Source organism: Bradyrhizobium sp. CIR48, from assembly GCF_014198315.1.
Lineage (GTDB): Bacteria > Pseudomonadota > Alphaproteobacteria > Rhizobiales > Xanthobacteraceae > Bradyrhizobium.
Map to the genome: position 1 here is coordinate 12,764 of NZ_JACIHG010000006.1, position 22,723 is coordinate 35,486.

The following is a 22,723-nucleotide window of genomic DNA, read 5'->3' on the forward strand; positions in this document are numbered from 1 at the left end:
ATGGCTAAGTCGTCAAAGCTTGTTGTGGCGAGGAAGGGCAGAGTGCTCCTGGTCAGACGGCGACGCGACAAGCGCTGGATGTTTCCGGGCGGCCGCAAGCGGGCCGGCGAGAGCGAGAGAAGGTGTCTCCAGCGCGAGATCACGGAGGAGCTGCCCAAGCTCAGACTGGGTGACTTGAGGCTGTGGAAGGAGGTCAACGGCAAGAATCGCCGGTCCGGCCGAAAGATGAGCGACGCGATCTTCCTGACCAAGAAGGTTACAGGTCCATTGAAGATCGGCGACAAGAGAGAGATCGACAGGGCGGCTTGGCGAAAACCGCGCGGACTGAAGCTGACCCCAACCTCGCGCTACATTCGCGACAAGCTGTTTCCGAAATAGGCGGGGGCCTGGCTGTTCGCTGTGCGGAGCAGTACAGGCAGTCTAACCAGTTGCGCGCGGGAGCACGCCCCTGGCAGTGATCTCCGCCGAGAGTTCTTCGATCGTCTTGCGCTGCTCCATCGCGGTTCTGCGGATCAGGGCAAAGGCGGCAGGTTCGGCGAGCGCATGCGAATGCATCACCTGGAGAACGGCGGCGAGCACGACGCGACGCGACCGCAGGCGCTGCTCAAGCTTGAGAATCTGCTGCTTCAATTCGCCTGTGCGTTCGTTGCGCTCGAATGCCATGACGAGCGCTGCGTAAATGCCGGCGGACCGCAGCGGCTTGATCAGGAACGATGCCGGGTCGAGCTCGAACACCAGCTTGAGGCGGCTCGGCGTTTCGGTGCCGAGCAGGGCGATGACGGGCGATCGCGCCAGGTACGCGCGTTGCGCCGGTTGCAGCAGGGGCAGGAACTCGTCGTCGATCAGCGATAGATCAGGGGCGAAGCCGACGGGCTCCGCCGGCGTCCATGCGACACCCTCGATCCCGAGACGTTCGAACTGCCGTCGCACGATGGTTGAGTCGCGCTCGTCCTTGATGGCGACGAGCGCCTTGCGTCCGCGTAGCGAAAATGAAGACGGTCTGCTCATTTCACAACCCGCAAATGCGGCGCGTTCGGCAATGCGCAGCCCGCCGAGGTGTCTTTCGACGGGCTGACGGCAACGTCGAGCTGCGTCAGGTAGGGATCAGGCTTAACAGGCGCGTCGGCTTCCCAGAAAATATCAAACTGTCCTTGCGGATTGGATACGGCAAGCCGTGGTGTAAGGACGCAATGATTGTTGCCGCCATCGATCCACACCGGTCCTTGCGGCGAATTGTAGCGATAGCCCGCCGCGGCGCGCCGCACCTCGGCAATGTCGGACGTCCCCGCGCGCTGCAACGCGCGGGCCAGCAGATAGACCGCGACATAGGCGGACTGCCCGTCCACGGAAGGACTGCTGTCCGCGCCGTAGCGCGCCTTCCAGCGTGCGACGAAGGCGCGGTTCTCCGGCAGGCGGATGCTCTCGAAATAGGCCGACGAGGTGATGCAGCCGGCCGATGCCGGACCGACGATCGCCAGTTCCGGCTCGCAGAGGCTGCAGCTCAGCATGGGTATCTCGAGGCCGGCGGCTTTGGTGCCGGCGTCAAAGGCGCGGATGAAGTCGTAACTCGAGCTTCCGACCAGCGTGTTGAACACGATCGGCGGCTTGCGGCGGACGATCTCGTCGACGATGTGACCGACGGCGCTTTCGCCGAGCTCGAGCAGCCGTTCGGCGAGGATGTGGCCATCTGCCGCGCTGACCAGCTCACGGGTGACGCGATTGGTCTCCCAGGTCCACACATAGTTGGAGCCGACACAGAAAAACTCTCGCGACAGATTGTCGAGCACGTAGCGGACCAGCGGCAACACGTTGTGATTAGGCGAGGCGCCGACATAGATCACGTTGTCCGAGCACTCGAAGCCCTCGTAGCGGGCGGGATACCAGAGCAGGCGATCGGTGCGCTCCACGATGGGGAGGACCTGCTTGCGCGAGGCCGAGGTGTAGCAGCCGATGATGTGCTCGACGCCGACATTGCGGATCAAATCGTCACAGACCGTGTGATATTCGGAGACGATGCCGCGGGGGTCGCGGATGTGGGGCGTGATCGAGAAGGCGAACTCGGTCTGCGTGTTGATCTCGTCGACCGCCATCATCGCGCTCTTGAGGATCTCGCGGCCCATTGCCTGATAGGGCCCTGACTGCGAGCAGATGATGCCAACGGGAACAGACGGCTTTGTCATTGGCGGCTTTCGATCGCGAAACGCGAAGATGAAATCATCATCGCCGATGAGAGCGCAAGGGGCTTAGAGTCGGCTTGCCGTTTTGCTGCGCAGCACTCTCGAAATTTAGGCAGGGAGTATCGTTGACAACACGATGGTCAGTTACTTAGACTTTTCTCCTACAGGGCGACCTGTCGAACCTCGCGTGCGCTGATCTGGCCGATGACGTCCAGCTCTTTGCTAACCAAGTGCTTCGTTCGATCACGGCCCCTAAGCGATAGATCATAGCCGCGGCATTTGAGCCATTCGTTACCTCATTCGGGAGGGGCGGGTGGCTTTTTTCGTTTTGCCGCCAGGACAGCTGGCGATGCGTCCGCGTCGCCAGAACGGTGACGCATGTCCGCGCGCGAGCGTGCGTGTGCGTCACATCGCGTGGGAGGATAGGAACGATGGCGGCAACAGATCTCCACTATCTCGGTCTCGTCGACGTCGGACGGAAGATCCAGGCGGAGGAGCTGTCGCCGGTCGAAGCCACCAAGGCGATGCTCGGCCGGATCGAGAAGCTCGACGGCAAGCTCAAAAGCTTCGCCTATGTCATGGCCGACTCGGCGCTCGCGGAAGCGGCCGCGGCCGAGAAGGAGATCGCTTCCGGCAAGATCAGGGGACCGCTGCACGGCGTGCCGGTCGCTGTGAAGGATCTCTGCTGGGCCAAGGGCGCGCCGGCCGCGCATGGCATGACGATCCATCGCGACTTTCGCCCGACCGAGGACGCCACGGTGGTTGCGCGGCTGAAGGAGGCCGGCGCGATCATCCTCGGCAAGCTGCAGCAGACCGAGGGCGCCTATGCCGATCATCATCCGAAGATCGACCCGCCGAAGAATCCGTGGAACGCGGATCTCTGGCCCGGCGCATCGTCGAGCGGCTCGGGCGTGGCGACCGCGGCCGGCCTCTGCTTCGGCTCGCTCGGCACCGATACCGGCGGGTCGATCCGCTTTCCGTCCGCGGCCAATGGTGTCACCGGGCTCAAGCCGACCTGGGGACGGGTCAGCCGCTACGGCGCGTTCGAGCTGGCACCGACGCTGGATCACATCGGCCCGATGGCGCGGAGCGCGGTCGATTGCGGCGCGATGCTTCGCGTGATCGCCGGGCAAGATCCCAAGGATACGACGGCGGTTCCGCTGTCGGTACCCGATTATCTCGCCGGCCTGACCGGCGATCTGCGCGGCGTGACCATCGGCCTCGACCGGCGCTGGACCAGCGAAGGCACCGACGGCGATGCCGGCAAGGTGCTGGCCGAGGGGTTGCGGGTCGCGGCCGATCTCGGTGCGAAGATCAAGGAAGTTGCCTTTCCCGATCCCAAAGCGATCATCGACGACTGGTTCCCGCTCTGCGGCATCGAAGTCGCGGTCGCGCATGAGGAGACCTATCCAGCGCGCAAGGACGAGTACGGCCCGGCGTTGACCGGCCTGCTCGATCTCGGCCGGCAACAGTCCGGCATGGATTACCAGAAGATCGCGCTCCGACGCGAAGCGTTTCGCGGCGCCGTGCGTGTGCTGTTCGAGACGGTCGATCTCCTCGCGATCCCGGCCCAGGCGTTCGCCGCGCCGACGCTTGCCAAGATGGCAGCGCTCGGTGAGGACGCCTCGCTGATCGGAGGCCTGCTCCGCTTTACATGCCCGTTCGACATGACGGGAAGCCCGACCGTGACGTTGCCCGGCGGCTTCGCGGCGAACGGCGGCCCGATTGGCTTCCAGTTCGTCGGCCGTCATTTCGATGAGGCCGGTCTCGTTCGCGCGGGCGATGCGTTCCAGCGCGTCACCGACTGGCACAAGCGTCATCCCGCGATCTGAGTCGAGGAGCCGATCTCATGTCTGAAGACTGGTTGAAGACATCCATCATGGCCAAGCGCGCCGTCGCCAAGGGCGCGACCGGCACGACACATAGCCTGACCATCGAGCAGCAGGGGGACTTCCACTACGTCTATGGTCCCTATGCCAAGCCGACCCTGTCGATCGACCCCGGCGGGGTCGTCGTCGTCGAGACCGAAGATGCGTTCGGCGGCGTGTTGACCAAGGACACCGACAGTCCCACCGCCAAGTTGAACTTTCCCTATCTCAACCCGCAATGCGGGCCGATCGCGGTGAAGGGCGCCAAGAAGGGCGATTGCCTCGCGATCTATATTCGCGACGTCGAGACACGGGGCGAGCAGCCGGCCGGCACGACCTGCATCATTCCGGAGTTCGGTGGGCTGGTCGGGACCGGGTCGACGGCACTGCTCAATCCGCCGCTGCCGGAGCGCGTAAAGAAGCTGCATGTCGACAGGAGCGGCGTGCGCTGGAACGACAAGCTCACGCTGCCCTACGAGCCCTTCATCGGCACCATCGGCGTCTCGCCGGAGATCGAGGCGATCTCGTCGCTGCAGCCGGACTATCACGGCGGCAACATGGATTTGCCCGATGTTGCGCCCGGCGCGATCATCTATTTCCCGGTGCATACCGACGGCGGGATGCTCTACGTCGGCGACTGCCACGCAACGCAGGGCGACGGCGAACTCTCCGGCGTTGCGCTCGAGCAGCGTGCGACTGTCACGCTCCAGGTCGATTTGATCAAGAATTGGAGCTTCGCCTGGCCGCGGCTCGAGACCAAGGACTTCATCATGACGATCGGCAGCGCGCGTCCGCTCGAGGACGCCGCGCGCATCGCCTATCGCGAACTGGTGCGGTGGATGGCGGCCGATTACGGCTTCGACGAGATCGACGCCTACATGCTGCTCAGCCAGGCCGGCCGCATGCGCCTCGGCAACATGGTCGACCCCAAATACACGATGGGGGCGTCCATCTTGAAGAATTACCTCAAGCCATGACACCCAGCCGCTTTCCATAGAGGGGACATCACGATGAATTCGGGACACAAGCTACGGATGGTTTTGCTCGGCGCCATGTTCGGAACCGCGGCGTCGATGAGTATTGCCAACGCCGCGGAGCCGCCGCTGAAGGTGGGCCTGCTCGAAGACGTGTCCGGCGATCTTGCCTTCATGGGCATGCCGAAGCTGCACGGCTCGCAGCTCGCCGTCGAGGAGATCAACAAGAGCGGCGGCATTCTGGGCCGGCAGATCGAGCTGATCCACCTCGATCCCCAGGGCGATAACGCACGCTACCAGGAATTCGGCCGGCGCCTGCTCAATCGCGACAAGGTGGACGTACTGATCGGCGGCATCACTTCGGCCTCGCGCGAGGCGCTGCGTCCGATCGTCGATCGCACCACGACGCCGTATTTCTACACCAACCAGTACGAAGGCGGCGTCTGCGATGCCAGCATGATCAGCATGGGCGCGGTGCCCGAGCAGCAATTCTCGACGCTGATCCCCTGGATGGTCGAGAAGTTCGGCAAGAAGGTCTATGTCATCGCGGCCGACTACAATTTCGGCCAGATCTCGGCGGAGTGGAACCGCAAGATCATGAAGGAACTCGGCGGCGAGGTCGTCGGCGAGGAGTTCATCCCGCTCGGGGTGTCGCAGTTCGCGCAGACCATCCAGAACATCCAGAAGGCCAAGCCCGACTGGCTGCTGACGATCAATGTCGGCGCTGCCCAAGATTCGTTCTTCGAGCAGGCGGCGGCGGCCAACCTCAATTTGCCGATGGGCTCGTCGATCAAGGTCATGCTCGGCTTCGAGCACAAGCGGTTCAAGCCGCCGGCCCTCAACAACATGCACGCGACTGCGAACTGGTTCGAGGAGATCGATACGCCCGAGGCCACCGAGTTCAAGAAGCGCTGGCACGCCAAGTTCCCTGACGAGCTTTACATCAACGACATGGGGTACAACGCCTATAACGCGCTCTACATGTACAAGGCGCTGGTCGAGAAGGCGAAATCGATCAAGCTCGAGGACATGCGGAAAGTGATCGCGACCGGCGATGCCTGCATCGACGCGCCCGAGGGCAAGGTCTGCATCGACCCGAAGAGCCAGCACACCTCTCACCGCATGCGCCTGATATCGGTCGGGCCGAAGCACGAGGTGAAGGTCGAGAAGGACTACGGCACGATCCAGCCTTACTGGCTTGGCGAGATCGGGTGCGATCTCACCAAGAAGAACGACAAGGATCAGTACACGCCGAGCCATCTCCCCAAGAAGTCCTGAGGCGGGCACGGATCTTGCTCGTGTTTGATGTCACGTTTCTGAACAAGACCGGCGCCGCAACGACGCGGCGTCGGGATCGGCAAGGGGACCAAGATGTCGGCTGAAGTGTTCTCGCTGTTCTACCAGTTCGCCGACGTCTTCGCGTTCCTCATTCTCTCGGCCGCAGGCCTCGCCATCGTGTTTGGCATGATGGGTGTCATCAACATGGCGCATGGCGAATTCATAATGTGCGGCGCCTATGTGACCGTCGGCTTGGTGAATCTCGGCGTGCCGCTCGCGATTGCCCAGATGCTGGCCGCGGTGACGGCCGGGCTCATCGGTGTCCTCGTTGAATTCCTCGTCGTGCGGCGGTTCTACAAGCGCCCCCTGGATTCGCTGCTCGCGACCTGGGGACTTAGCCTGATCGTGACGCAGTCGATGCTCCTGATCGTCGGTTCCGCCGTGCGCGGCATCGGGACGCCCGAGGGGAGCTTTGCGATCGGCGGCTATACGTTCTCGACCTACCGCCTGGTGCTGTTCGGTTGCGCCGTGGCGGTGCTGGCCGGCCTCTACACCATCTTCATGAAGACGCGCTTTGGCGTGATCGCGCGAGCGACGATGCAAAATGCGGCAATGGCCAAGGCGCTGGGTGCACGCACCGGCCGCATCTATGCGATCAGCTTCGGGATCGGAACCGGCCTTGCCGGGCTTTGCGGCGCGCTCTACGCGCCGACCATGACGCTGATCCCGACCATGGGCGCGACCTTCGTGGTCGAGAGTTTTGTCACCGTCGTGATCGGCGGAGCCAACGTGCTGCTCGGAACGGCGCCGGCCGCCGTGTTCCTGGCGATGATCCGGATGGCGTTGAACGCGAGCTACGGCCAGATCATCGGACAGATCGGCATGCTGGTCGCCGTCATCCTGATCATCCGCGTCTTGCCCGAGGGACTCTCCAGCGTGCTGGTTCGCCGTGGACGCTAAAGGGGAATCTGTGATGTTCAAGCTGCTCGAAGGTCCACAGACGCTCGGACGCGGCAAGATGTTCTGGTCGTGCTTCCTGGTCGTGCTCGCGGGCGCGCTGGCCTATCCGCTGTTCGCCGATTCCTACGATGTCGGCAATTTCGCCTACTTCCTGATCTGGATCTTCATGGCGCTCGGCCTCTGCCTGATGTGGGGCTATGGCGGCATGCTGTCCTTCGGCCAGACACTTTTCTTCGGTATTGCCGGTTACAGCTACGGCGTGCTCGCGATCAACATGGGCGGCGGCACCGCGACGATCGCCGCGCTCGTTCTCTCTGTCGTCCTGGCAATGATCGCGGCCGGCATCCTCGGCTATTTCATGATCTGGGGCGGCATCAACGGCATCTTCTTTGGCATCGTGACGTTGTCCGCGACGTTGGTGCTGGCTTTCTTCCTCGGCCAGACGGCCGGGCCGGAATGGCATATCGGGCCGGCGCGGCTGAACGGCTTCAACGGCATGAAGGGCATGGACCCGCTGACCGTCGGCGACTTCTATATCGAGGGCTCGGCGCTCTATTACGTCATGATCGCCCTAATCGTGATCGTCTATCTCGCGCTGCGGATGCTGGTGAATTCCGGCATCGGCAACGTCATCGTGGCGACGCGCGAGAATCCGCAGCGTGCCGAGATGCTGGGTTACGACGTCCGCAAATATCAGCTGCTGACCTTCGTGATCGGAAGCGGTCTCGCAGGCCTCAGCGGCGCGCTGTACACGTCCTGGGGACAGTTCATCACGCCGTCCAGCATCGGCTTGCCGGCCGCCGCGATGCCCATCGTGTGGGTGGCGTTCTCCGGGCGCAGCGATCTGACCGCGACCTTGGTCGGGTCGTTCCTGCTGCTGTTCGGCTTTCAGACCATCACGGTCTACAGCCAGCAGGCGGCGCTGGTGCTGATGGGCGCGCTGCTGCTCGCGACCGTGATGCTGGCGCCGCAAGGCTTCGTGCTCGGCATCGGCAAGCTCGCCGCCGACTGGTGGCAGGGGCGCCGGCGACGCAGCGACGTGGTGGCTGAGGCCGGCCGCTTGCAACCGGAAGAGTCCTGATCATGGCGCTGGTCGAAGTCAAAGGCGTCTCGAAGCGCTTCGGCGGATTGACGGCCGTCTCCGGCGTCGACCTGACGGTCAATGCCGGGGAGATCCACTGCCTGATCGGCCCCAACGGTGCCGGCAAGAGCACACTGTTCAAGCTGATCGCCGGCCTCTATCCGCCGACCGAGGGCAGTATCCTGTTCGACACCGTCGATATCACGGCCGAGCGGCCCTACGCGCGCGTGCAGCGGGGCATGAGCATCAAGATGCAGGCCCCGAGCGTGTTCAAGGAATTGCCTGTCCGGCAGAACATCCAGACCGCGCTGCAGGAGCGATTGTCCGGCTCGGAACGCATCGCTGAGGAAGATCGCCTGCTGACGCTGCTCAATCTCGCGGCGGACGGCGACAAGCTCGCGGGCGCGCTGTCGCATGGCCAGCAGCAATGGCTCGAGATCGGGATGGCGCTGGCGTTGAAGCCGCAGCTCCTGCTGCTGGACGAGCCGACCGCGGGCATGTCGCCCGAGGAAACCTTCAGGACCGGCGAACTGCTCAGGTCGTTCAATGCCGAGGGCATGACGGTGCTCGTGGTCGAGCACGACATGGCCTTCGTCCGCCAGGTCGCCCGGCGCGTCACGGTGCTGCATCTCGGCAGGATTTTTGCGCGCGGCACGCTCGAAAGCATCCTGCAGGACGAGAAGGTCGCGGAAATCTATCTGGGTAAGACCCATGCTCACTAAACCGTCGTCCTCTGAGCCGATCATCGACGTTGCCGAGTTATGGGCGGGATATGGCGCGACGCCGATCCTGCAGGGCGTCACCATGTCGGTCTCGCGCGGCGAGATCGTCGGCGTGATCGGCCGCAACGGCGTCGGCAAGTCGACCCTGATGCGCTGCCTGATCGGCCTGCTGCAAACTTGGCGCGGGACGATCAGCTTCATGGGGCAGGACGTCACGGCGCTGGAGGCCGACGCACGGGCAAGGGCTGGCTTCGGCTACATCCCGCAAGGGCGCGACGTCTTTCCGCAAATGACCGTCGAGGAGAATCTTCAGGTAGGCGAACTGATCGGCGGTCCTGGCGGCAAGAAGCTGCCGGAGCTGATCTACGAATATTTCCCGCGGCTGAAGGAGCGCCGGCGGCAGGCCGCAGGCACCATGTCGGGCGGCGAGCAACAGCAGCTCGCCATCGGCCGCGCGCTGATCGGCAATCCGTCCCTGATGATCTTGGACGAGCCGTCCGAGGGCATCCAGCCTTCGATCGTGCAGCACATTTGCGAGGCGCTGCGATCGTTCCGGAACGAGCTCGGAACCACCATCATCTTCGTCGAGCAGAACCTCGACACGATCCTGGCGATCGCCGAGCGCTGCTACATCATGGAGAAGGGCAAGATTACGCGGTCGCTCGCTGGCGGCGAGGTCAGTGAGGACAACGTGCGCGAACAGCTTCTGCTCTGATGGGCCTCGGGCGTGCTTTCAAGTCGTCAATAGGGAGGGAATGAACATGGATCTCGGACTCAAGGGAGCAAAGGTTCTCGTCACCGGCAGCACCAAGGGCATCGGCAGGGCGATCGCCGACACCTTCGCGGCGGAAGGGGCCAATGTCGGAATCTGCGCGCGCAACCAGGCGGACGTCGACGGCGCCGTCACCGCGATCAAGGCGAAGGGCGTCGCCGCGTTCGGCAGTTCGGTCGACGTCTCCAATGGTCCGGCGCTCAAGGCCTGGGTGGAGGATATGGCCTCCAAGCTCGGCGGCATCGACATCGTCGTCGCCAATGTCAGCGCCCTGTCGATCGGGCAGGACGAGGAGAGCTGGGAGAAGGAGTTCTCCACCGACATGATGGGCACGGTGCGGCTGGTCAATGCCGCGATGCCTTATCTGGAGAAGAGCAAGGCCGCTGCGATCGTCACGATCTCCAGCGTGTCGGGCCGCGAGGTCGATTTCGCCAGCGGTCCCTACGGCACGTTCAAGGCCGCGATCATCCACTACACGCAAGGGCTCGCCTTCCACCTGGCCGGCAAGGGCATCCGCGCCAACTCAATGTCGCCCGGCAACACCTATTTCGAGGGCGGTGTCTGGAACCAGATCAAGGACGGCAATCCCGAGCTGTACAAGACCGCGCTGGCGCTGAACCCGACCGGCCGCATGGGCACGCCGCAGGAAATGGCGAATGGCGCGGTGTTCCTTGCCAGCAAGGCGGCGAGCTTCATCACCGGGACCAATCTCGTGGTCGATGGGGCGCTCACGCGCGGGGTGCAGTTCTAGGCGCATCCGGAGCCGCGCCGCTACGAGACCGGGCCGTCGCGGCGCCGGTGAGCGAAGCCGTTTCGACAACAACAGGGCTGTCAGATGTCAGCAGATCCAATTCACTACAAGTCGATCACAGAGCTCTCCGAGCTGTTCCGCCGTGGTGAGCTGCTGCCCTCGAAGGTCACCGAGGCCATGCTGAGCCGGATCGCCAAGCTCGATGGCAAATTCCATGGCTATGCGCTTCTCCTCGCTGAGCGCGCCATGACGCGGGCGAAGCGCTGCGACGCCGAGCTGGCCAGGGGCATCTGGCGCGGACCGCTGCACGGCGTGCCGATCGGGCTGAAGGACCTCTGCTACACGACTTTTGCGCCGACGGCCGGTGGCACCACGATCCACGCGAAGTTCATTCCGTCCTTCAACGCCACGATAGTGGATCGGCTGGAGCAGGCCGGCGCCGTCACGCTCGGCAAGTTGAAGATGACCGAGGGGGCCTACACCAGCCATCACCCGAACGATCAGGCACCGCTCAATCCCTGGGGCGTCGATTACTGGGTGGGCTCGTCCTCGAGCGGATCGGGCGTGGCGACGTCGGCGGGGCTCTGCTTCGGCTCGATCGGCAGCGACACCGGCGGCTCAATCCGGTTTCCGTCGGCCACTTGCGGGCTGACCGGGATCAAGCCGACTTGGGGACGCGTCAGCCGCCACGGCGTCTTTCCTTTGGCCGACTCGCTCGACCATGTCGGGCCGATGTGCCGGAGCGCGGCCGATGCGGCCGCGATGCTCGGCGTCATCGCCGGCGCAGATGTCAACGATCCCACCGCGCTGCAGGCGCCGGTGCCGAACTATCTCGCAGGGATCGTCGACGGTGTCCGGGGGTTGCGGATTGGCGTCGACCGCAGCTACACCCAGGACGGAGTCGATCCGCAGGTGGTCGCCGCGTTGCTGGAAGCCGAGCGGACGCTCGCGGCGCTCGGGGCCGATATCCGCGATGTCAAATTCCCGGCCTACGAGAAGCTCGTGAGCATGTGGATTCCGATGTGTTCGATCGAGACCGCGGAGGCGCATCTCGAAACCTATCCCGCGCGGAAGTCGGAATACGGCCCGGACCTGGCGCAGCTGATCGAGCAGGGCAGGTCGGTGAGCGGCGTCGAGATCGCGCAGATCCATCACGAGCGGCTGAAATTCTGCGGCAGCCTGACCGCCCTGTTCGGCGATATCGACCTGCTGTTGATCCCCACCATGCCCGTGCCGATCCCGACGCTGACCAGGATGGGCGAGTACGGCGCCGATCCCAACGTGCTGCTCAGCATCCTGCGCTTCACGGCAGTGTTCGACTTCTCGGGCAGCCCGACCATCACGCTGCCGAATGGCGTGGCGTCGGACGGCCTGCCACTCAGCATGCAGCTCGTCGGCCCGCATCTGTCGGAGGATGTGCTCGCGCGCGCCGGGCATGCCTTCCAGTCGGCGACGGACTGGCATACCCGGCGCGCTCTGATCGATTGAGCCAGTGTCGGCTCGGCTCGTGGACTGGACCACCGCTTTCCTGATCACTGGCGGTATGTGAAGTATACTGTGGCAGTACAAGCGGTGGCGAGTTGCTCTACCTTTGTAAGACAATTCAGTTGATTGATCCCGATAGGTAAAAAAATTCGAGTATTACGAACGGCGCAAATTATCCTGTGAATCCAAGATCGAAAAATTGCGACGAATAGCTCTCACTTTTCCTTGACGTTCTCACCCGCTTCCAAAGTAGAGCTTTGCCGATAAGGGTAATGATCGATCGAAGATGGTTGCGTTGGTTTACAATGCCTGGCCCCACCTGAAGCTCGCCCATGATGGACTGGGCTGACCCACGCTAGCTGACGTTGGCCGTCGCTGGATAGAATTGACCGGCCCGGCCCAGCAGCGTGGGCGCGAGATACCGTGCTCACTTCCGGGAACTCAAACTGAGGTGTAGCGCCATTGCGCCCATGAGCAGTCAGCATTGCAGCGCCGGAAGTCGGCGACTGGCACGAGAGTCATTCTGGCAGGAGAAAATTCTGTAACGATCTCACCAGGCGCAAAGGCTGTGAATTGTCAGAACGAGCCTTGAGCAGGCACAGGAAAACTCGAGGAATCGATCTGCGTCTCCAACAGATCATCTCAGCGCGCGGAATTCCAGTCTGCGCAACACAAGCGTATCGGGAAGAGAGCCAGGAGATTTGAATTCCGGCCTCCTACGATCTGGTCTTATTCTGGTGTCAAAAATAGATCGCTGGCTGAAAGCTTTGTGCGCCTCTTTACACGACAAGTCTGAGCTTCTGCCGCTTCCTTCCGACCGGCTGTTGGCCGGACGGATCTTTGCGCGGCTTGATGAAGTCAGCCCACGCCTGGAGCACCTCGCGTCGCCGTTGGATCATCTCGCTGTCCCAATACGACAGTTCTGCCTCATCGCCGACACGATGCGACAAGCAGAACTCAAGCACTTCACGGCGGAAATTGTGCTCCTTATTGTCTGCGCCCCAGTTTCGGAAGGTCGTGCGGCAGCCATGCATGGTAGATTTGATGGCAGTGCGCTCGATAGCTCCAACAAGGGCGTTCGCGCGGAACGGCTGATGTCCCTCAGCGTGGTCGGAGGGGAATACGTATTTATCTGTGCGCCGCATCGATTGGATGATCTCGATGGCCTGATCTGACAGCGGAACGAGATGCGGTTTGGGTTCTAGGTCGCCCTTTATCTTCATCTTCTCAGCTGGAACCATCCAGGTCTTTGCTTCGAAGTCGAGCTCGGTCCATTCCATGAGCCGGATTTCTTGGCTGCGTGAGACCGTGAGGATGCCGACTTCGGTGCAGCGCGCGGCATTGCCGGGATCAGAGCGCAGCCCTGTCATCATTTGCTTCATCTTCGTGTAAGGGGCGGACCGATGTCCCTTTTTGCGATTTAGCTTGCGGGGAGACGGGAGCAGGTGTTTGAGGTTGCCGCGCCACGCGGCCGGATTCTCACCCGTGCGCAACTTCAACGCCTTGGCTGCGTCCATCAGCCGCTCGATTCGCTGGCGTGTTCGCGACGCTGTGACCGGCTTCACGGTCCAGATCGCTTTGAGAGCATCCAAGACGTGCTCGGTGGTGATCTCATGGAGCTTTTTCTCGTGCAAGCTCGGCACGTCGCGGATGGAGCGCTGCCATTGGGTTAACTCCTCTTTGGACAAGCCCCGGCACCAACCAGGGTACTGCTCGTCTGCAAATTCTTTGAACGTCTTGCTGCTCTGAGCAGCGGCCCGCTTTTTGACGCGCGGATCGATGCCCTCGCGCTTCAATGCAACCTTGTAATCGCGGGCCTTCTCGCGCGCGCTGCTTAGGGTCAGAACGTCCCCCCCTGCGCTGTCGCGGTCGCCAGCCCTGGCGAACTCCATCTGCGCCCGTTTGCCCTCGGGGTCGGTGAAACGGAAGGCCCACACCCGATCTCCGCTCGCGCGTACCACCAGGTAGAGTCCCGCACTGTCCGCATGAACGCCAGCTTGCAGGGATTTAACTTGGTTCGAATTGAGCGCCACTTTAACGTTCCCTTTCGCTTACCACTTACCGTCACGGATCCTTTTTTGCGTCATGGTCAGTGATTCCACGGGAACCGGTGCAGATGTGTGGCCGTCACGGATACTTTCAAATGGACGTATGTGCCTCCTTACCACTTTTTTGCCTGGGCCGCCTGGCGTTCGGCGATTTTAAGCGAAGATAGACGATAGCTTATAAACCCAAGATGCTGTAAATAAAGTAGAATACGAAGAGTGACGATGCTTGGTGATAGTAGACGCGCTACTGAAATTGGATACATGATCCGTGACGGCATTCGGTAAACTCGTCCGCACCACGGCGTTCCGGCTGACGCTGGTCTATCTGCTGCTGTTCGCGATGTTCGCGGCTTCGCTGCTGGCCTATTTCGCCTGGAATACGCGGCGGCTGATCACCGAGGAAATCACGCAGACGGTCAATGCCGAGACCTCGGAAATCAACGAGATCTACGGCCGCGGCGGCATGTTTCGCCTGGTGCGCACGATCGAATACCGCGCGCTGCGCCCGGGCGCCAACCTCTATCTCGTGACGACGCCGACGGGGCAGGCGATCGCCGGCAATGTCGGCTCGCTGGCGCCCGGCGTGATGGCGACGCGGGGCTGGTCGGAGACGGCCTACCGGCGGATCGAGGACGCCGACGACCGCGACCATCGCGCGCTCGTGCGCGTCACCGAACTGGAAAACGGCTTCCGGCTTCTGATCGGCCGCGACCTCGCCGAACGGCGTCGCCTGTTCGGCATCGTCGCCAAGGCGGCGCAATGGTCGATCCTGATCGTCGTCGTGCTCGGTCTCGGCGGCGGCATCTTCGTCGCGCGCCGCGTGCTGAGGCGCATCGACGCGATGACCGGGACCGCGCAGCGCATCATGACCGGCGATCTCAGCGGGCGTCTCCCGGTGGGACGCAGCGGCGACGAGCTCGACCGCCTCGCGGAAAATCTCAATGCCATGCTGGAGCGGATCGAGGCGCTGATGGCCGGCTTGAAGGAAGTCTCCGACAACATCGCCCACGACCTCAAGACGCCGCTGACGCGCTTGCGCAACCGCGCCGAGGAGGCGCTGGCGAAATCGGGCTGCGAAGCCGATTACCGCGCGGCGCTGGAGCGGACCATCGAGGAATCCGACGGATTGATCCGCACCTTCAACGCGCTGCTGATGATCGCGCGCGCGGAGTCAGGGCAGGCGCGCGGCAACATGGATGATTTCGACGCCGCCGAGGTCGCCAACGGCATCCACGAGCTCTACGAGCCACTCGCCGAAGACGACGGCATGACCTTGAAGGTCAAGGCCGAGCCGACGCCGGTTCACGCCAATCGCGAGTTGATCAGCCAGGCGCTCGCCAATCTGGTCGAGAATGCGATCAAATACGGCAAGCCGGTCGGGCAGGCCGGCGGAACCGTGGTCAGTATGGACGCGAGGCCGATCACCATCGAGGCCCGACGCGACGGCGACAAGGTGCTGCTCAGCGTCACCGATCGCGGTCCCGGCATCCCCGAAGCCGACCGCGCACATGCCGTCGAACGATTCGTTCGCCTGGAAGCGAGCCGCACGCTGCCGGGCTCCGGCCTCGGTCTCAGCCTCGCTTCTGCGGTTGCGACATTGCACGGCGGCGAGTTGAGGCTGGGCGACGCCCAACCCGGTCTCGTTGCAACGCTGGCGCTGCCCGCGCGCGCCGGGGCCGGCGACAGGGTTGCTCCGCCAATACCGGATGTGCCACAGAAGGTGGCATGAACCACTCCGCGCCGGGAAACGCGGACAAGCATGGTGAGAGGCTGGCCGCGCGCTTCGCGGAGGCTCCCCATATTGCCGCTTCCACAACCGACGAACGACGTCTTGAAAGCTGGCTGTCCGAGCTCGAGCCGACCCAATCGGCGCGTCTCGAAACGCTGCTGACACATCCCTTCGCCCGGAACATCCTGGCCGGCGTCGCGGAATTCTCGCCCTATCTGTTCGATCTGGTGCGCGCCGATGCCTTGCGCCTGATCCGGTTGCTCGAATGCGATCCGGATGCGCATCTGACGGCGCTCATCGCGGAGGCGAGGGGGGCGGTGCTCGCGGCCCCTGACGAGGCCGAGGTGATGCGACTGCTCCGCCGCATGAAGGCTGAGGCCGCGCTCCTGACCGCCTTGTGCGACATCGGCGGGGTCTGGCCGGTGATGCGAGTGACGGCGGCGCTGACCGATGTCGCGGTGTCCTCGGTGCAGGCGGCGCTCCAATACCTGCTGCGGCAGGAAGCCGCACGTGGCAAGATCTCGCCGCCCAATCCCGAGGCGCCCGAGGAGGGCTGCGGCCTGATCGTGCTCGCGATGGGCAAGATGGGGGCAGGCGAGCTGAACTATTCCAGCGATATAGATCTCATCGTGTTCTTCGATCCCGACGAGACAACGCTGGCAGCGGACATCGAGCCGCAGCCGTTCTTTGTCCGGGTCACGCAGGGGATGGCGCGCATCCTGCAGCAGCGCACCTATGACGGCTATGTGTTCCGCGTCGACCTGCGCCTGCGTCCCGATCCATCCTCGACCCAGGTCGCGATCTCCCGTGACGCCGCGCTGAATTATTACGAGCGGGAAGGGCGCACCTGGGAGCGCGCCGCGATGATCAAGGCGCGTGCCTGCGCCGGTGATGCCAGGGCGGGCGAGGCATTGCTCGCCGAGATCGCGCCCTTCGTCTGGCGCAAGCATCTCGATTTCGCCGCCCTCGCCGACGTCCACGACATGAAGCGGCAGATGCAGACCTATCGCGGCCAGAGCGAGGTCGCGGTGGAAGGGCACAACGTCAAGGTCGGCCGCGGTGGCATCCGCGAGATCGAGTTCTTCGCGCAGACCCAGCAATTGATCGCCGGCGGCCGCCATCCGGAATTGCGGGTGCGGCCGACACTCGAGGCGCTCGACATTCTCGCCTCCAGCAACTGGATCACCGTTGCGGCGCGTGACGAGCTGACCATTGCGTACGAATTCCTGCGCCGGGTCGAGCATCGCCTCCAGATGATCGCCGACGAGCAGACCCACGCATTGCCCGAAGACAAGGACGCGGTCGAGCGCTTTGCGCGCTTTTTCGGCTATGCGGATCGCGAGGCCTTCGCGGGCGAGCTGCTGCGACAGCTCAAGATCGTGCAGGGGCACTACGAAAAACTGTTCGAAGGCGACGATCCGACCGGCACGGCAAAGCTGCCGGAGCTCGACTACCGTGTCGGTCCCGAGGATCCGCGCCTGCTCCAGCACCTCGCGACGCTCGGATTCAAGAAGCCTGCCGCGGTCGCGCAGACGGTGCGCGACTGGATCACCGGCGACTATCGCGTGTTCCGCAATGAGGTGACGCGCAGCGCCTTCGTCGAGTTCGTGCCGGCCCTCATCGACGGCCTTGCCCATGCCGAGGAGCCGGATCGCGCCGTCGTCGCGTTCGATCAATTCCTTGGGGCGCTCCAGCGCGGCGGCCGGCTGATCACGCTGCTCGGCCAGAACCGCGAGCTCGTCGCGCTGGTGGCGCTGGTGCTCGGCGCAGCGCCGCGGCTCGGCGAGATGCTGGCGCGGCAGCCGCAGCTGATGGATGGCCTGATCGATCCGCGCTTCTTCGGCGCCATGCCGGACAGGCAGGAATTGTCGGGGCGGTTGGCTGCGACCGTACAGGACGCCGGCTCATACGAAGAGTTCCTCGATCGGCTGCGCCTGTTCGGGCAGGAGAGCCTGTTCCTGATCGGCACGCGCATTCTCTCCGGCACCGTCTCGGCGCAGCAGGCGAGCACGGCCTTTGCCGACGTCGCCGAAGGAATCGTCCACACCGTGCATGGCCTCGTTGCCGACCGCTTCGCGGCCCAGCATGGCCGGATCAAGGGGCAGGAGACCGCGATCATCGCGATGGGCCGGCTCGGCAGCCGCGAGATGACGGCCTCGTCCGATCTCGACCTGATCCTGCTCTACGATTTCGACAGCGACAATCCGGACTCCGATGGGCCGAAATCGCTGCAGGGCGCGCATTATTTTGCGCGGCTGACCCAGCGCCTGATCAGCGCATTCACGACGCGCACCAATTATGGCGTGCTCTACGAGATCGACATGCGGCTGCGTCCTTCAGGGCGCGCCGGCCCCGTGGCCTCGAGCCTCGTCTCATTCGCGGATTACCAGGCCAACGAGGCCTGGACCTGGGAGCACATGGCGCTGACGCGCGCGCGCGTGGTGTCGGCTTCGCCCGAATTCCGGATGCGGATCGAACGCGTCATCGGCGGCGTCCTGACCCGCCGCCGCGATTCCGCAATCACCGCCAACGACGTCGCCGACATGCGACGCGCGATCGCCCAGGAGAAGGGCGAGGCCGATTGCTGGGATCTCAAACATGCCGCTGGCGGCATGGTCGACATCGATTTCATCGCGCAATATCTCCAGCTCGTGCACGCGCACGATAAGCCGGAGATCCTCGACGTCAGCACGTTGCAGGTGCTCGACAATGCATGCAGGCTCGGCGTCCTCCCGCAATCGGAGACCGAGATATTGCGTGCGGCCGCACGGCTCTATCACGACCTCACGCAGATCCTGCGGCTGTGCGTCAGCGACCGCTTCAAGCCGGAAACCGCGGGCACCGATCTGCAACGCGTGATGGCGCGGGCCGGCGACGCGCCGGATTTCTCGTCGCTGGAGGCGCGCGTGAAGGAGACGCAGAGCGAGGTGAGGCGCGTGTTCAGGGCGCTGCTGGAAGGGACGTTGCCTTCAACGAGCTGAGCGCCTCGCGGACGTCAGGCTCGAGCCCCGCGCCGCCGGCATCGAGATGGGCGAAGATCGCGCGCTTCATCCTGGGATCCCAGAACTTCTTGATGTGCTCGGCAATTCCCGGCACGGCCTTGCCGTGGCCCTGGCTCTCGAAGAACTTGCCGATCTGGTTGGCCATGTAGATCAGGCGGTCAGGCGACATCGGCAACCTCCGTGGCATGGCGACCGACGATCCGGTCACCATGCGAAAACACCTCGAACCCATCCTGGCGGGCAATGGCGATCAGCGTGATGCCCGCGGCTTCCGCGGTACGCACCGCGAGCGCGGTGGGCGCGGACACCGCGATCATCACCGGCGCGCCGATCGCCGCAGTCTTCTGCACCATCTCGACCGAAACTCGGCTCGTCAGCAGCACCATGCCGGCGCCTGCGTCGGTGCGGCTGCGCGCGAGGGCGCCTGCGAGCTTGTCCAGCGCGTTGTGGCGGCCGACATCCTCACGCAGCGCGACGATGTGGCCGGCAGGGGACCAGAACGCGGCGGCATGAACCGCGCGGGTCTGCAGATTGATCGATTGCAGCGGCGCGATCGCCTGCATCGCCGTCATGATTTCTTCCGGCGTGAAGCTCTGCCCCTGCGGCACGACCGCAGCGGGTCGCACGGCTTCGGCAATGGACTCGATACCGCAGATGCCGCAGCCGGTGGGACCGGCGACGTGGCGGCGGCGCTCGCTGATCAGTGCCGCGCCATCCGACGCCAGCCACATCCGCAGCTCAATGCCGTCGTCGAGGCGAACAATTTCGAGCGAGCGGATGTCGTCGACCGATTTAACGATGCCTTCGCTCAGGCTGAAGCCGACCGCAAAATCTTCCAGGTTCTGCGGCGTTCCCATCATGACGGCGTAAGTGCCGCCATTATAGGTCAGAGCCAGCGGCGTCTCCTCCGGAATGAACCGCGTTCCTTCGGACGCGACGCCGTTGCGCCAGATTCCGCGATCGATCGCCTGGACAGCTACATGCATGCGGTTACTCCGCGGCCTCGGCCGGCGCAATGCGCCGCGACTGGCGCGCCTGGGCGTCATAGGCCTTCTGCCAGTCGGACGGGCCGTTCGAGGGCGAGACCTCGACCGCCGTCACCTTGTATTCGGGGCAGTTGGTCGCCCAGTCCGAATAGTCGGTCGTGATGACGTTGGCCTGCGTGTCCGGATGGTGGAAGGTGGTGTAGACGACGCCGGGCGCCACGCGATCGGTGATCTCCGCACGCAGCGTGGTCTCGCCGGCGCGGCTCTTCAGCCGCACCCAGTCGCCGTCGCGCACGCCGCGCTGTTCGGCATCGTGCGGATGAATCTCCAACCGGTCCTCGGCATGCCAAACCACGTTCTCGGTGCGCCTCGTCTGCGCGCCGACATTGTACTGGCTGAGGATGCGGCCGGTCGTGAGCAGCAGCGGATAACGCGGGCCGGTGCGCTCGTCGGTCGCGACATATTCGGTGACGACGAACTTGCCCTTGCCGCGGACGAAGCCGTCGATATGCATCACCGGCGTGCCCTCCGGCGCCTTCTCGTTGCAGGGCCACTGCACCGAGCCGAGCTCGTCGAGCTTGGCGTAGGAGACGCCGGAGAAGGTCGGCGTCAGCGCCGCGATCTCGTCCATGATCTCGGAAGGATGGCTGTAGTTCATCTCGAAACCCATCGCCTTGGCAAGGCCGATGGTGACCTCCCAGTCGGCCATGCCGTTCTTCGGGGTCATCACCTTGCGCACGCGCTGGATGCGGCGCTCGGCGTTGGTGAAGGTGCCGTCCTTCTCGAGGAAGCTCGAGCCGGGCAGGAAGACATGGGCGTAGTTCGCGGTCTCGTTGAGGAAGAGGTCGTGGACGATGACGCATTCCATCGCGGACAGTGCAGCCACCACGTGCTTGGTGTTGGGATCGGACTGCAGAATGTCCTCGCCCTGCACGTAGATCCCCATGAAGGTGCCCTCGACCGCGGCATCGAACATGTTGGGAATGCGCAGGCCAGGCTCGGGGTTGAGCTTGACGTTCCACAGCGCCTCGAACTGATCGCGCACTGCGTCGCCGGAGATGTGGCGATAGCCGGGCAGCTCGTGCGGGAACGAGCCCATGTCGCAGGAGCCCTGCACGTTGTTCTGGCCACGTAGCGGGTTCACGCCGACGCCGGGACGGCCGATATTGCCCGTGACCATCGCAAGGTTCGCGATCGCGATCACGGTGGTCGAGCCCTGGCTGTGCTCGGTGACGCCGAGGCCGTAATAGATCGCGCCGTTGCCGCCGGTGGCGTAGGTGCGAGCGGCTTCGCGCAGATCCTTCGGGTTGACGCCGGTGAGGATGGCGGTGGCTTCCGGGCTGTTCTTGGGCTGCGCGACAAAGGCCGCCCATTCCTCGAACTCGCTCCAGTCGCAACGCTCGCGCACGAAGGCTTCGTTGACGAGGCCCTCGGTGACGATGACATGCGCCAGCGCGGTCATGACCGCGACGTTGGTGCCGGGCATCAGGGGCAGGTGCAGCGCTTTCACATGCGGCGATTCCACCATCTCGGTGCGGCGCGGATCGATCACGATCAGCTTGGCACCCTGGCGCAGCCGCTTCTTCAGGCGGGACGCGAACACCGGATGAGCGGAGGCCGGATTGGCACCGATCACAAGGACGACGTCGGTGTCCTCGACCGAGTCGAAATCCTGCGTGCCTGCGGAAGTGCCGAAGGTGGTGGCAAGGCCATAGCCGGTCGGCGAGTGGCAGACGCGGGCGCAGGTGTCGACATTGTTGTTGCCGAAGCCGGCGCGGATCAGCTTCTGCACCAGATAGGTCTCTTCATTGGTGCAGCGGGACGAGGTAATGCCGCCGATGGCATCGCGGCCGTATGTCTTCTGGATGCCGCGCATCTTGGCGGCGGCAAACGAGAACGCCTCGTCCCAGGACACTTCGCGCCAGGGATCCTCGATCCGTTCGCGGATCATCGGATTGAGGATGCGTTCGCCGTGGTTGGTGTAGCCCCAGGCGAAGCGGCCCTTGACGCAGGAATGGCCGCGATTGGCCTTGCCGTCCTTGTACGGCACCATGCGCACGACTTCCTCGCCGCGCATCTCGGCCTTGAAAGTGCAGCCGACGCCGCAATAGGCGCAGGTGGTGACGACGGAGTGCTCGGGCTGGCCGATTTCGATCACCGACTTTTCGGTCAGCGTTGCGGTCGGGCAGGCCTGCACGCAGGCGCCGCAGGAGACGCATTCCGAGCCGAGGAAGCTTTCGCTCATACCCGGCGAGACGCGGCTGTCGAAGCCGCGGCCGGAGATGGTCAGCGCGAAGGTGCCTTGCACCTCCTCGCAAGCGCGGACGCAGCGCGAGCAGACGATGCACTTGGAGGGATCATAGGTGAAATAGGGATTGGACTCGTCCTTCGGCATCCAATGGTCGTTGTCGCAGCCGTGTCTCTTGCCAGGTGTCTTGGCGAAGACGTGGTTTTCGCCCTCATAGCCGTAGCGCACGTCGCGTAGGCCCACGGCGCCGGCCATGTCCTGCAATTCGCAATCGCCGTTGGCACCGCAGGTGAGGCAATCGAGCGGATGGTCGGAGATGTAGAGCTCCATCACGCCCTTGCGCAGCTTCTTCAGCCGCTCGGTCTGGGTGTGCACGACGAGGCCGTTCATCACAGGCGTGGTGCAGGACGCCGGCGTGCCGGCGCGGCCCTCGATCTCGACGAGGCAGAGCCGGCAGGAGCCGAACGCATCGACCATGTCGGTCGCGCAGAGTTTCGGGATCTGATGGCCCGCGTCCATCGCTGCGCGCATGATGGAAGTGCCCTCGGGCACCGTGACCTCATTGCCGTCGATGGTCAGCGTTACCATCGTTTCCGATTTGGAAGCCGGCGTGCCGAAGTCGATTTCTTCGATCAGAGACAT

General features: G+C 63.9%; 18 protein-coding genes. 12 read left to right on the forward strand and 6 right to left on the reverse strand.

Annotated elements, in window-relative coordinates; genetic code table 11:
- A complete protein-coding gene (locus tag GGD66_RS19280) occupies nucleotides 1-378 on the forward strand; it encodes an NUDIX hydrolase (protein WP_183238268.1) in 378 nt (125 codons plus the stop codon).
- 42 nt (nucleotides 379-420) lie between these two features.
- Here the strand turns inward: GGD66_RS19280 and GGD66_RS19285 are convergent, their stop codons facing one another.
- Together GGD66_RS19285 and GGD66_RS19290 are read right to left on the reverse strand one after the other, a co-directional pair.
- Entirely contained in the window at nucleotides 421-1,008 is a 588-nt protein-coding gene (locus GGD66_RS19285) for an ANTAR domain-containing response regulator (RefSeq protein ID WP_018321015.1), read from the reverse strand.
- On the reverse strand, nucleotides 1,005-2,180 hold the full coding sequence (locus GGD66_RS19290) for a transporter substrate-binding domain-containing protein (RefSeq protein WP_018321014.1): 1,176 nt from the start codon (nucleotides 2,178-2,180) through the stop codon (nucleotides 1,005-1,007). The genes GGD66_RS19285 and GGD66_RS19290 overlap by 4 nt, the downstream gene beginning before the upstream one ends.
- 428 nt (nucleotides 2,181-2,608) lie before the next feature.
- Between GGD66_RS19290 and GGD66_RS19295 the strand changes: the two genes are divergently transcribed.
- The 9 genes from GGD66_RS19295 to GGD66_RS19335 all read left to right on the forward strand — a co-directional run bounded on the left by GGD66_RS19295 (nucleotide 2,609) and on the right by GGD66_RS19335 (nucleotide 12,071).
- The gene (locus tag GGD66_RS19295; RefSeq protein ID WP_183232640.1) at nucleotides 2,609-4,009 is read left to right on the forward strand and encodes an amidase; all 1,401 of its coding nucleotides are present in this window, start codon (nucleotides 2,609-2,611) and stop codon (nucleotides 4,007-4,009) included.
- A gap of 17 nt (nucleotides 4,010-4,026) precedes the next feature.
- On the forward strand, nucleotides 4,027-5,022 hold the full coding sequence (locus GGD66_RS19300; protein WP_018321012.1) for an acetamidase/formamidase family protein: 996 nt from the start codon (nucleotides 4,027-4,029) through the stop codon (nucleotides 5,020-5,022).
- A 33-nt stretch (nucleotides 5,023-5,055) separates the two neighbouring features.
- Nucleotides 5,056-6,297 carry an urea ABC transporter substrate-binding protein gene (locus GGD66_RS19305; protein ID WP_026202469.1) on the forward strand — a complete coding sequence of 414 codons (1,242 nt, stop codon included), beginning with the start codon at nucleotides 5,056-5,058 and terminating at the stop codon, nucleotides 6,295-6,297.
- 93 nt (nucleotides 6,298-6,390) lie between these two features.
- Nucleotides 6,391-7,257, forward strand: a complete 867-nt coding sequence (locus GGD66_RS19310; protein ID WP_018321010.1) for an ABC transporter permease subunit — start codon at nucleotides 6,391-6,393, stop codon at nucleotides 7,255-7,257.
- Between the two features lie 13 nt (nucleotides 7,258-7,270).
- On the forward strand, nucleotides 7,271-8,338 hold the full coding sequence (locus tag GGD66_RS19315) for a branched-chain amino acid ABC transporter permease (protein WP_183232641.1): 1,068 nt from the start codon (nucleotides 7,271-7,273) through the stop codon (nucleotides 8,336-8,338).
- A 2-nt stretch (nucleotides 8,339-8,340) separates the two neighbouring features.
- A complete protein-coding gene (locus GGD66_RS19320; RefSeq protein WP_183258687.1) occupies nucleotides 8,341-9,060 on the forward strand; it encodes an ABC transporter ATP-binding protein in 720 nt (239 codons plus the stop codon).
- Entirely contained in the window at nucleotides 9,050-9,775 is a 726-nt protein-coding gene (locus GGD66_RS19325) for an ABC transporter ATP-binding protein (protein WP_179737429.1), read from the forward strand. The genes GGD66_RS19320 and GGD66_RS19325 overlap by 11 nt, the downstream gene beginning before the upstream one ends.
- Nucleotides 9,776-9,821: 46 nt before the next feature.
- Nucleotides 9,822-10,583, forward strand: a complete 762-nt coding sequence (locus GGD66_RS19330) for an SDR family NAD(P)-dependent oxidoreductase (protein ID WP_179737431.1) — start codon at nucleotides 9,822-9,824, stop codon at nucleotides 10,581-10,583.
- Between the two features lie 84 nt (nucleotides 10,584-10,667).
- On the forward strand, nucleotides 10,668-12,071 hold the full coding sequence (locus tag GGD66_RS19335; protein ID WP_179737433.1) for an amidase: 1,404 nt from the start codon (nucleotides 10,668-10,670) through the stop codon (nucleotides 12,069-12,071).
- A gap of 776 nt (nucleotides 12,072-12,847) precedes the next feature.
- Here the strand turns inward: GGD66_RS19335 and GGD66_RS42235 are convergent.
- Nucleotides 12,848-14,101 (reverse strand): site-specific integrase, encoded by a 1,254-nt coding sequence (locus GGD66_RS42235; protein WP_179737435.1) that lies wholly within the window; start codon nucleotides 14,099-14,101, stop codon nucleotides 12,848-12,850.
- A gap of 283 nt (nucleotides 14,102-14,384) precedes the next feature.
- Between GGD66_RS42235 and GGD66_RS19345 the strand changes: the two genes are divergently transcribed.
- Nucleotides 14,385-15,845, forward strand: coding sequence for an ATP-binding protein (locus GGD66_RS19345; protein WP_092256474.1), 1,461 nt, complete (start codon nucleotides 14,385-14,387; stop codon nucleotides 15,843-15,845).
- Entirely contained in the window at nucleotides 15,842-18,826 is a 2,985-nt protein-coding gene (locus GGD66_RS19350) for a bifunctional [glutamine synthetase] adenylyltransferase/[glutamine synthetase]-adenylyl-L-tyrosine phosphorylase (protein ID WP_183258688.1), read from the forward strand. The genes GGD66_RS19345 and GGD66_RS19350 overlap by 4 nt, the downstream gene beginning before the upstream one ends.
- Here GGD66_RS19350 and GGD66_RS19355 read toward each other — a convergent pair.
- Genes GGD66_RS19355 through fdhF form a run of 3 tightly spaced genes read right to left on the reverse strand, consistent with a single transcriptional unit; the run spans nucleotide 18,786 to nucleotide 22,723 of the window.
- Nucleotides 18,786-19,016 (reverse strand): formate dehydrogenase subunit delta, encoded by a 231-nt coding sequence (locus GGD66_RS19355; protein ID WP_018315834.1) that lies wholly within the window; start codon nucleotides 19,014-19,016, stop codon nucleotides 18,786-18,788. The two genes, GGD66_RS19350 and GGD66_RS19355, sit on opposite strands and share 41 nt — an antisense overlap.
- Nucleotides 19,006-19,833 carry a formate dehydrogenase accessory sulfurtransferase FdhD gene (gene fdhD / locus GGD66_RS19360; protein ID WP_183258689.1) on the reverse strand — a complete coding sequence of 276 codons (828 nt, stop codon included), beginning with the start codon at nucleotides 19,831-19,833 and terminating at the stop codon, nucleotides 19,006-19,008. The genes GGD66_RS19355 and fdhD overlap by 11 nt, the downstream gene beginning before the upstream one ends.
- A gap of 4 nt (nucleotides 19,834-19,837) precedes the next feature.
- Nucleotides 19,838-22,723, reverse strand: coding sequence for a formate dehydrogenase subunit alpha (fdhF, locus tag GGD66_RS19365; RefSeq protein ID WP_183258690.1), 2,886 nt, complete (start codon nucleotides 22,721-22,723; stop codon nucleotides 19,838-19,840).

Coding starts and splice junctions, on each gene's coding strand:
- GGD66_RS19280 (WP_183238268.1), top strand. CDS start 1: ATGGCTAAGTCGTCAAAGCTTGTTGTGGCGAGGAAGGGCAGAGTGCTC.
- GGD66_RS19285 (WP_018321015.1), bottom strand. CDS start 1,008: ATGAGCAGACCGTCTTCATTTTCGCTACGCGGACGCAAGGCGCTCGTC.
- GGD66_RS19290 (WP_018321014.1), bottom strand. CDS start 2,180: ATGACAAAGCCGTCTGTTCCCGTTGGCATCATCTGCTCGCAGTCAGGG.
- GGD66_RS19295 (WP_183232640.1), top strand. CDS start 2,609: ATGGCGGCAACAGATCTCCACTATCTCGGTCTCGTCGACGTCGGACGG.
- GGD66_RS19300 (WP_018321012.1), top strand. CDS start 4,027: ATGTCTGAAGACTGGTTGAAGACATCCATCATGGCCAAGCGCGCCGTC.
- GGD66_RS19305 (WP_026202469.1), top strand. CDS start 5,056: ATGAATTCGGGACACAAGCTACGGATGGTTTTGCTCGGCGCCATGTTC.
- GGD66_RS19310 (WP_018321010.1), top strand. CDS start 6,391: ATGTCGGCTGAAGTGTTCTCGCTGTTCTACCAGTTCGCCGACGTCTTC.
- GGD66_RS19315 (WP_183232641.1), top strand. CDS start 7,271: ATGTTCAAGCTGCTCGAAGGTCCACAGACGCTCGGACGCGGCAAGATG.
- GGD66_RS19320 (WP_183258687.1), top strand. CDS start 8,341: ATGGCGCTGGTCGAAGTCAAAGGCGTCTCGAAGCGCTTCGGCGGATTG.
- GGD66_RS19325 (WP_179737429.1), top strand. CDS start 9,050: ATGCTCACTAAACCGTCGTCCTCTGAGCCGATCATCGACGTTGCCGAG.
- GGD66_RS19330 (WP_179737431.1), top strand. CDS start 9,822: ATGGATCTCGGACTCAAGGGAGCAAAGGTTCTCGTCACCGGCAGCACC.
- GGD66_RS19335 (WP_179737433.1), top strand. CDS start 10,668: ATGTCAGCAGATCCAATTCACTACAAGTCGATCACAGAGCTCTCCGAG.
- GGD66_RS19350 (WP_183258688.1), top strand. CDS start 15,842: ATGAACCACTCCGCGCCGGGAAACGCGGACAAGCATGGTGAGAGGCTG.
- GGD66_RS19355 (WP_018315834.1), bottom strand. CDS start 19,016: ATGTCGCCTGACCGCCTGATCTACATGGCCAACCAGATCGGCAAGTTC.
- fdhD (WP_183258689.1), bottom strand. CDS start 19,833: ATGCATGTAGCTGTCCAGGCGATCGATCGCGGAATCTGGCGCAACGGC.
- fdhF (WP_183258690.1), bottom strand. CDS start 22,723: ATGTCTCTGATCGAAGAAATCGACTTCGGCACGCCGGCTTCCAAATCG.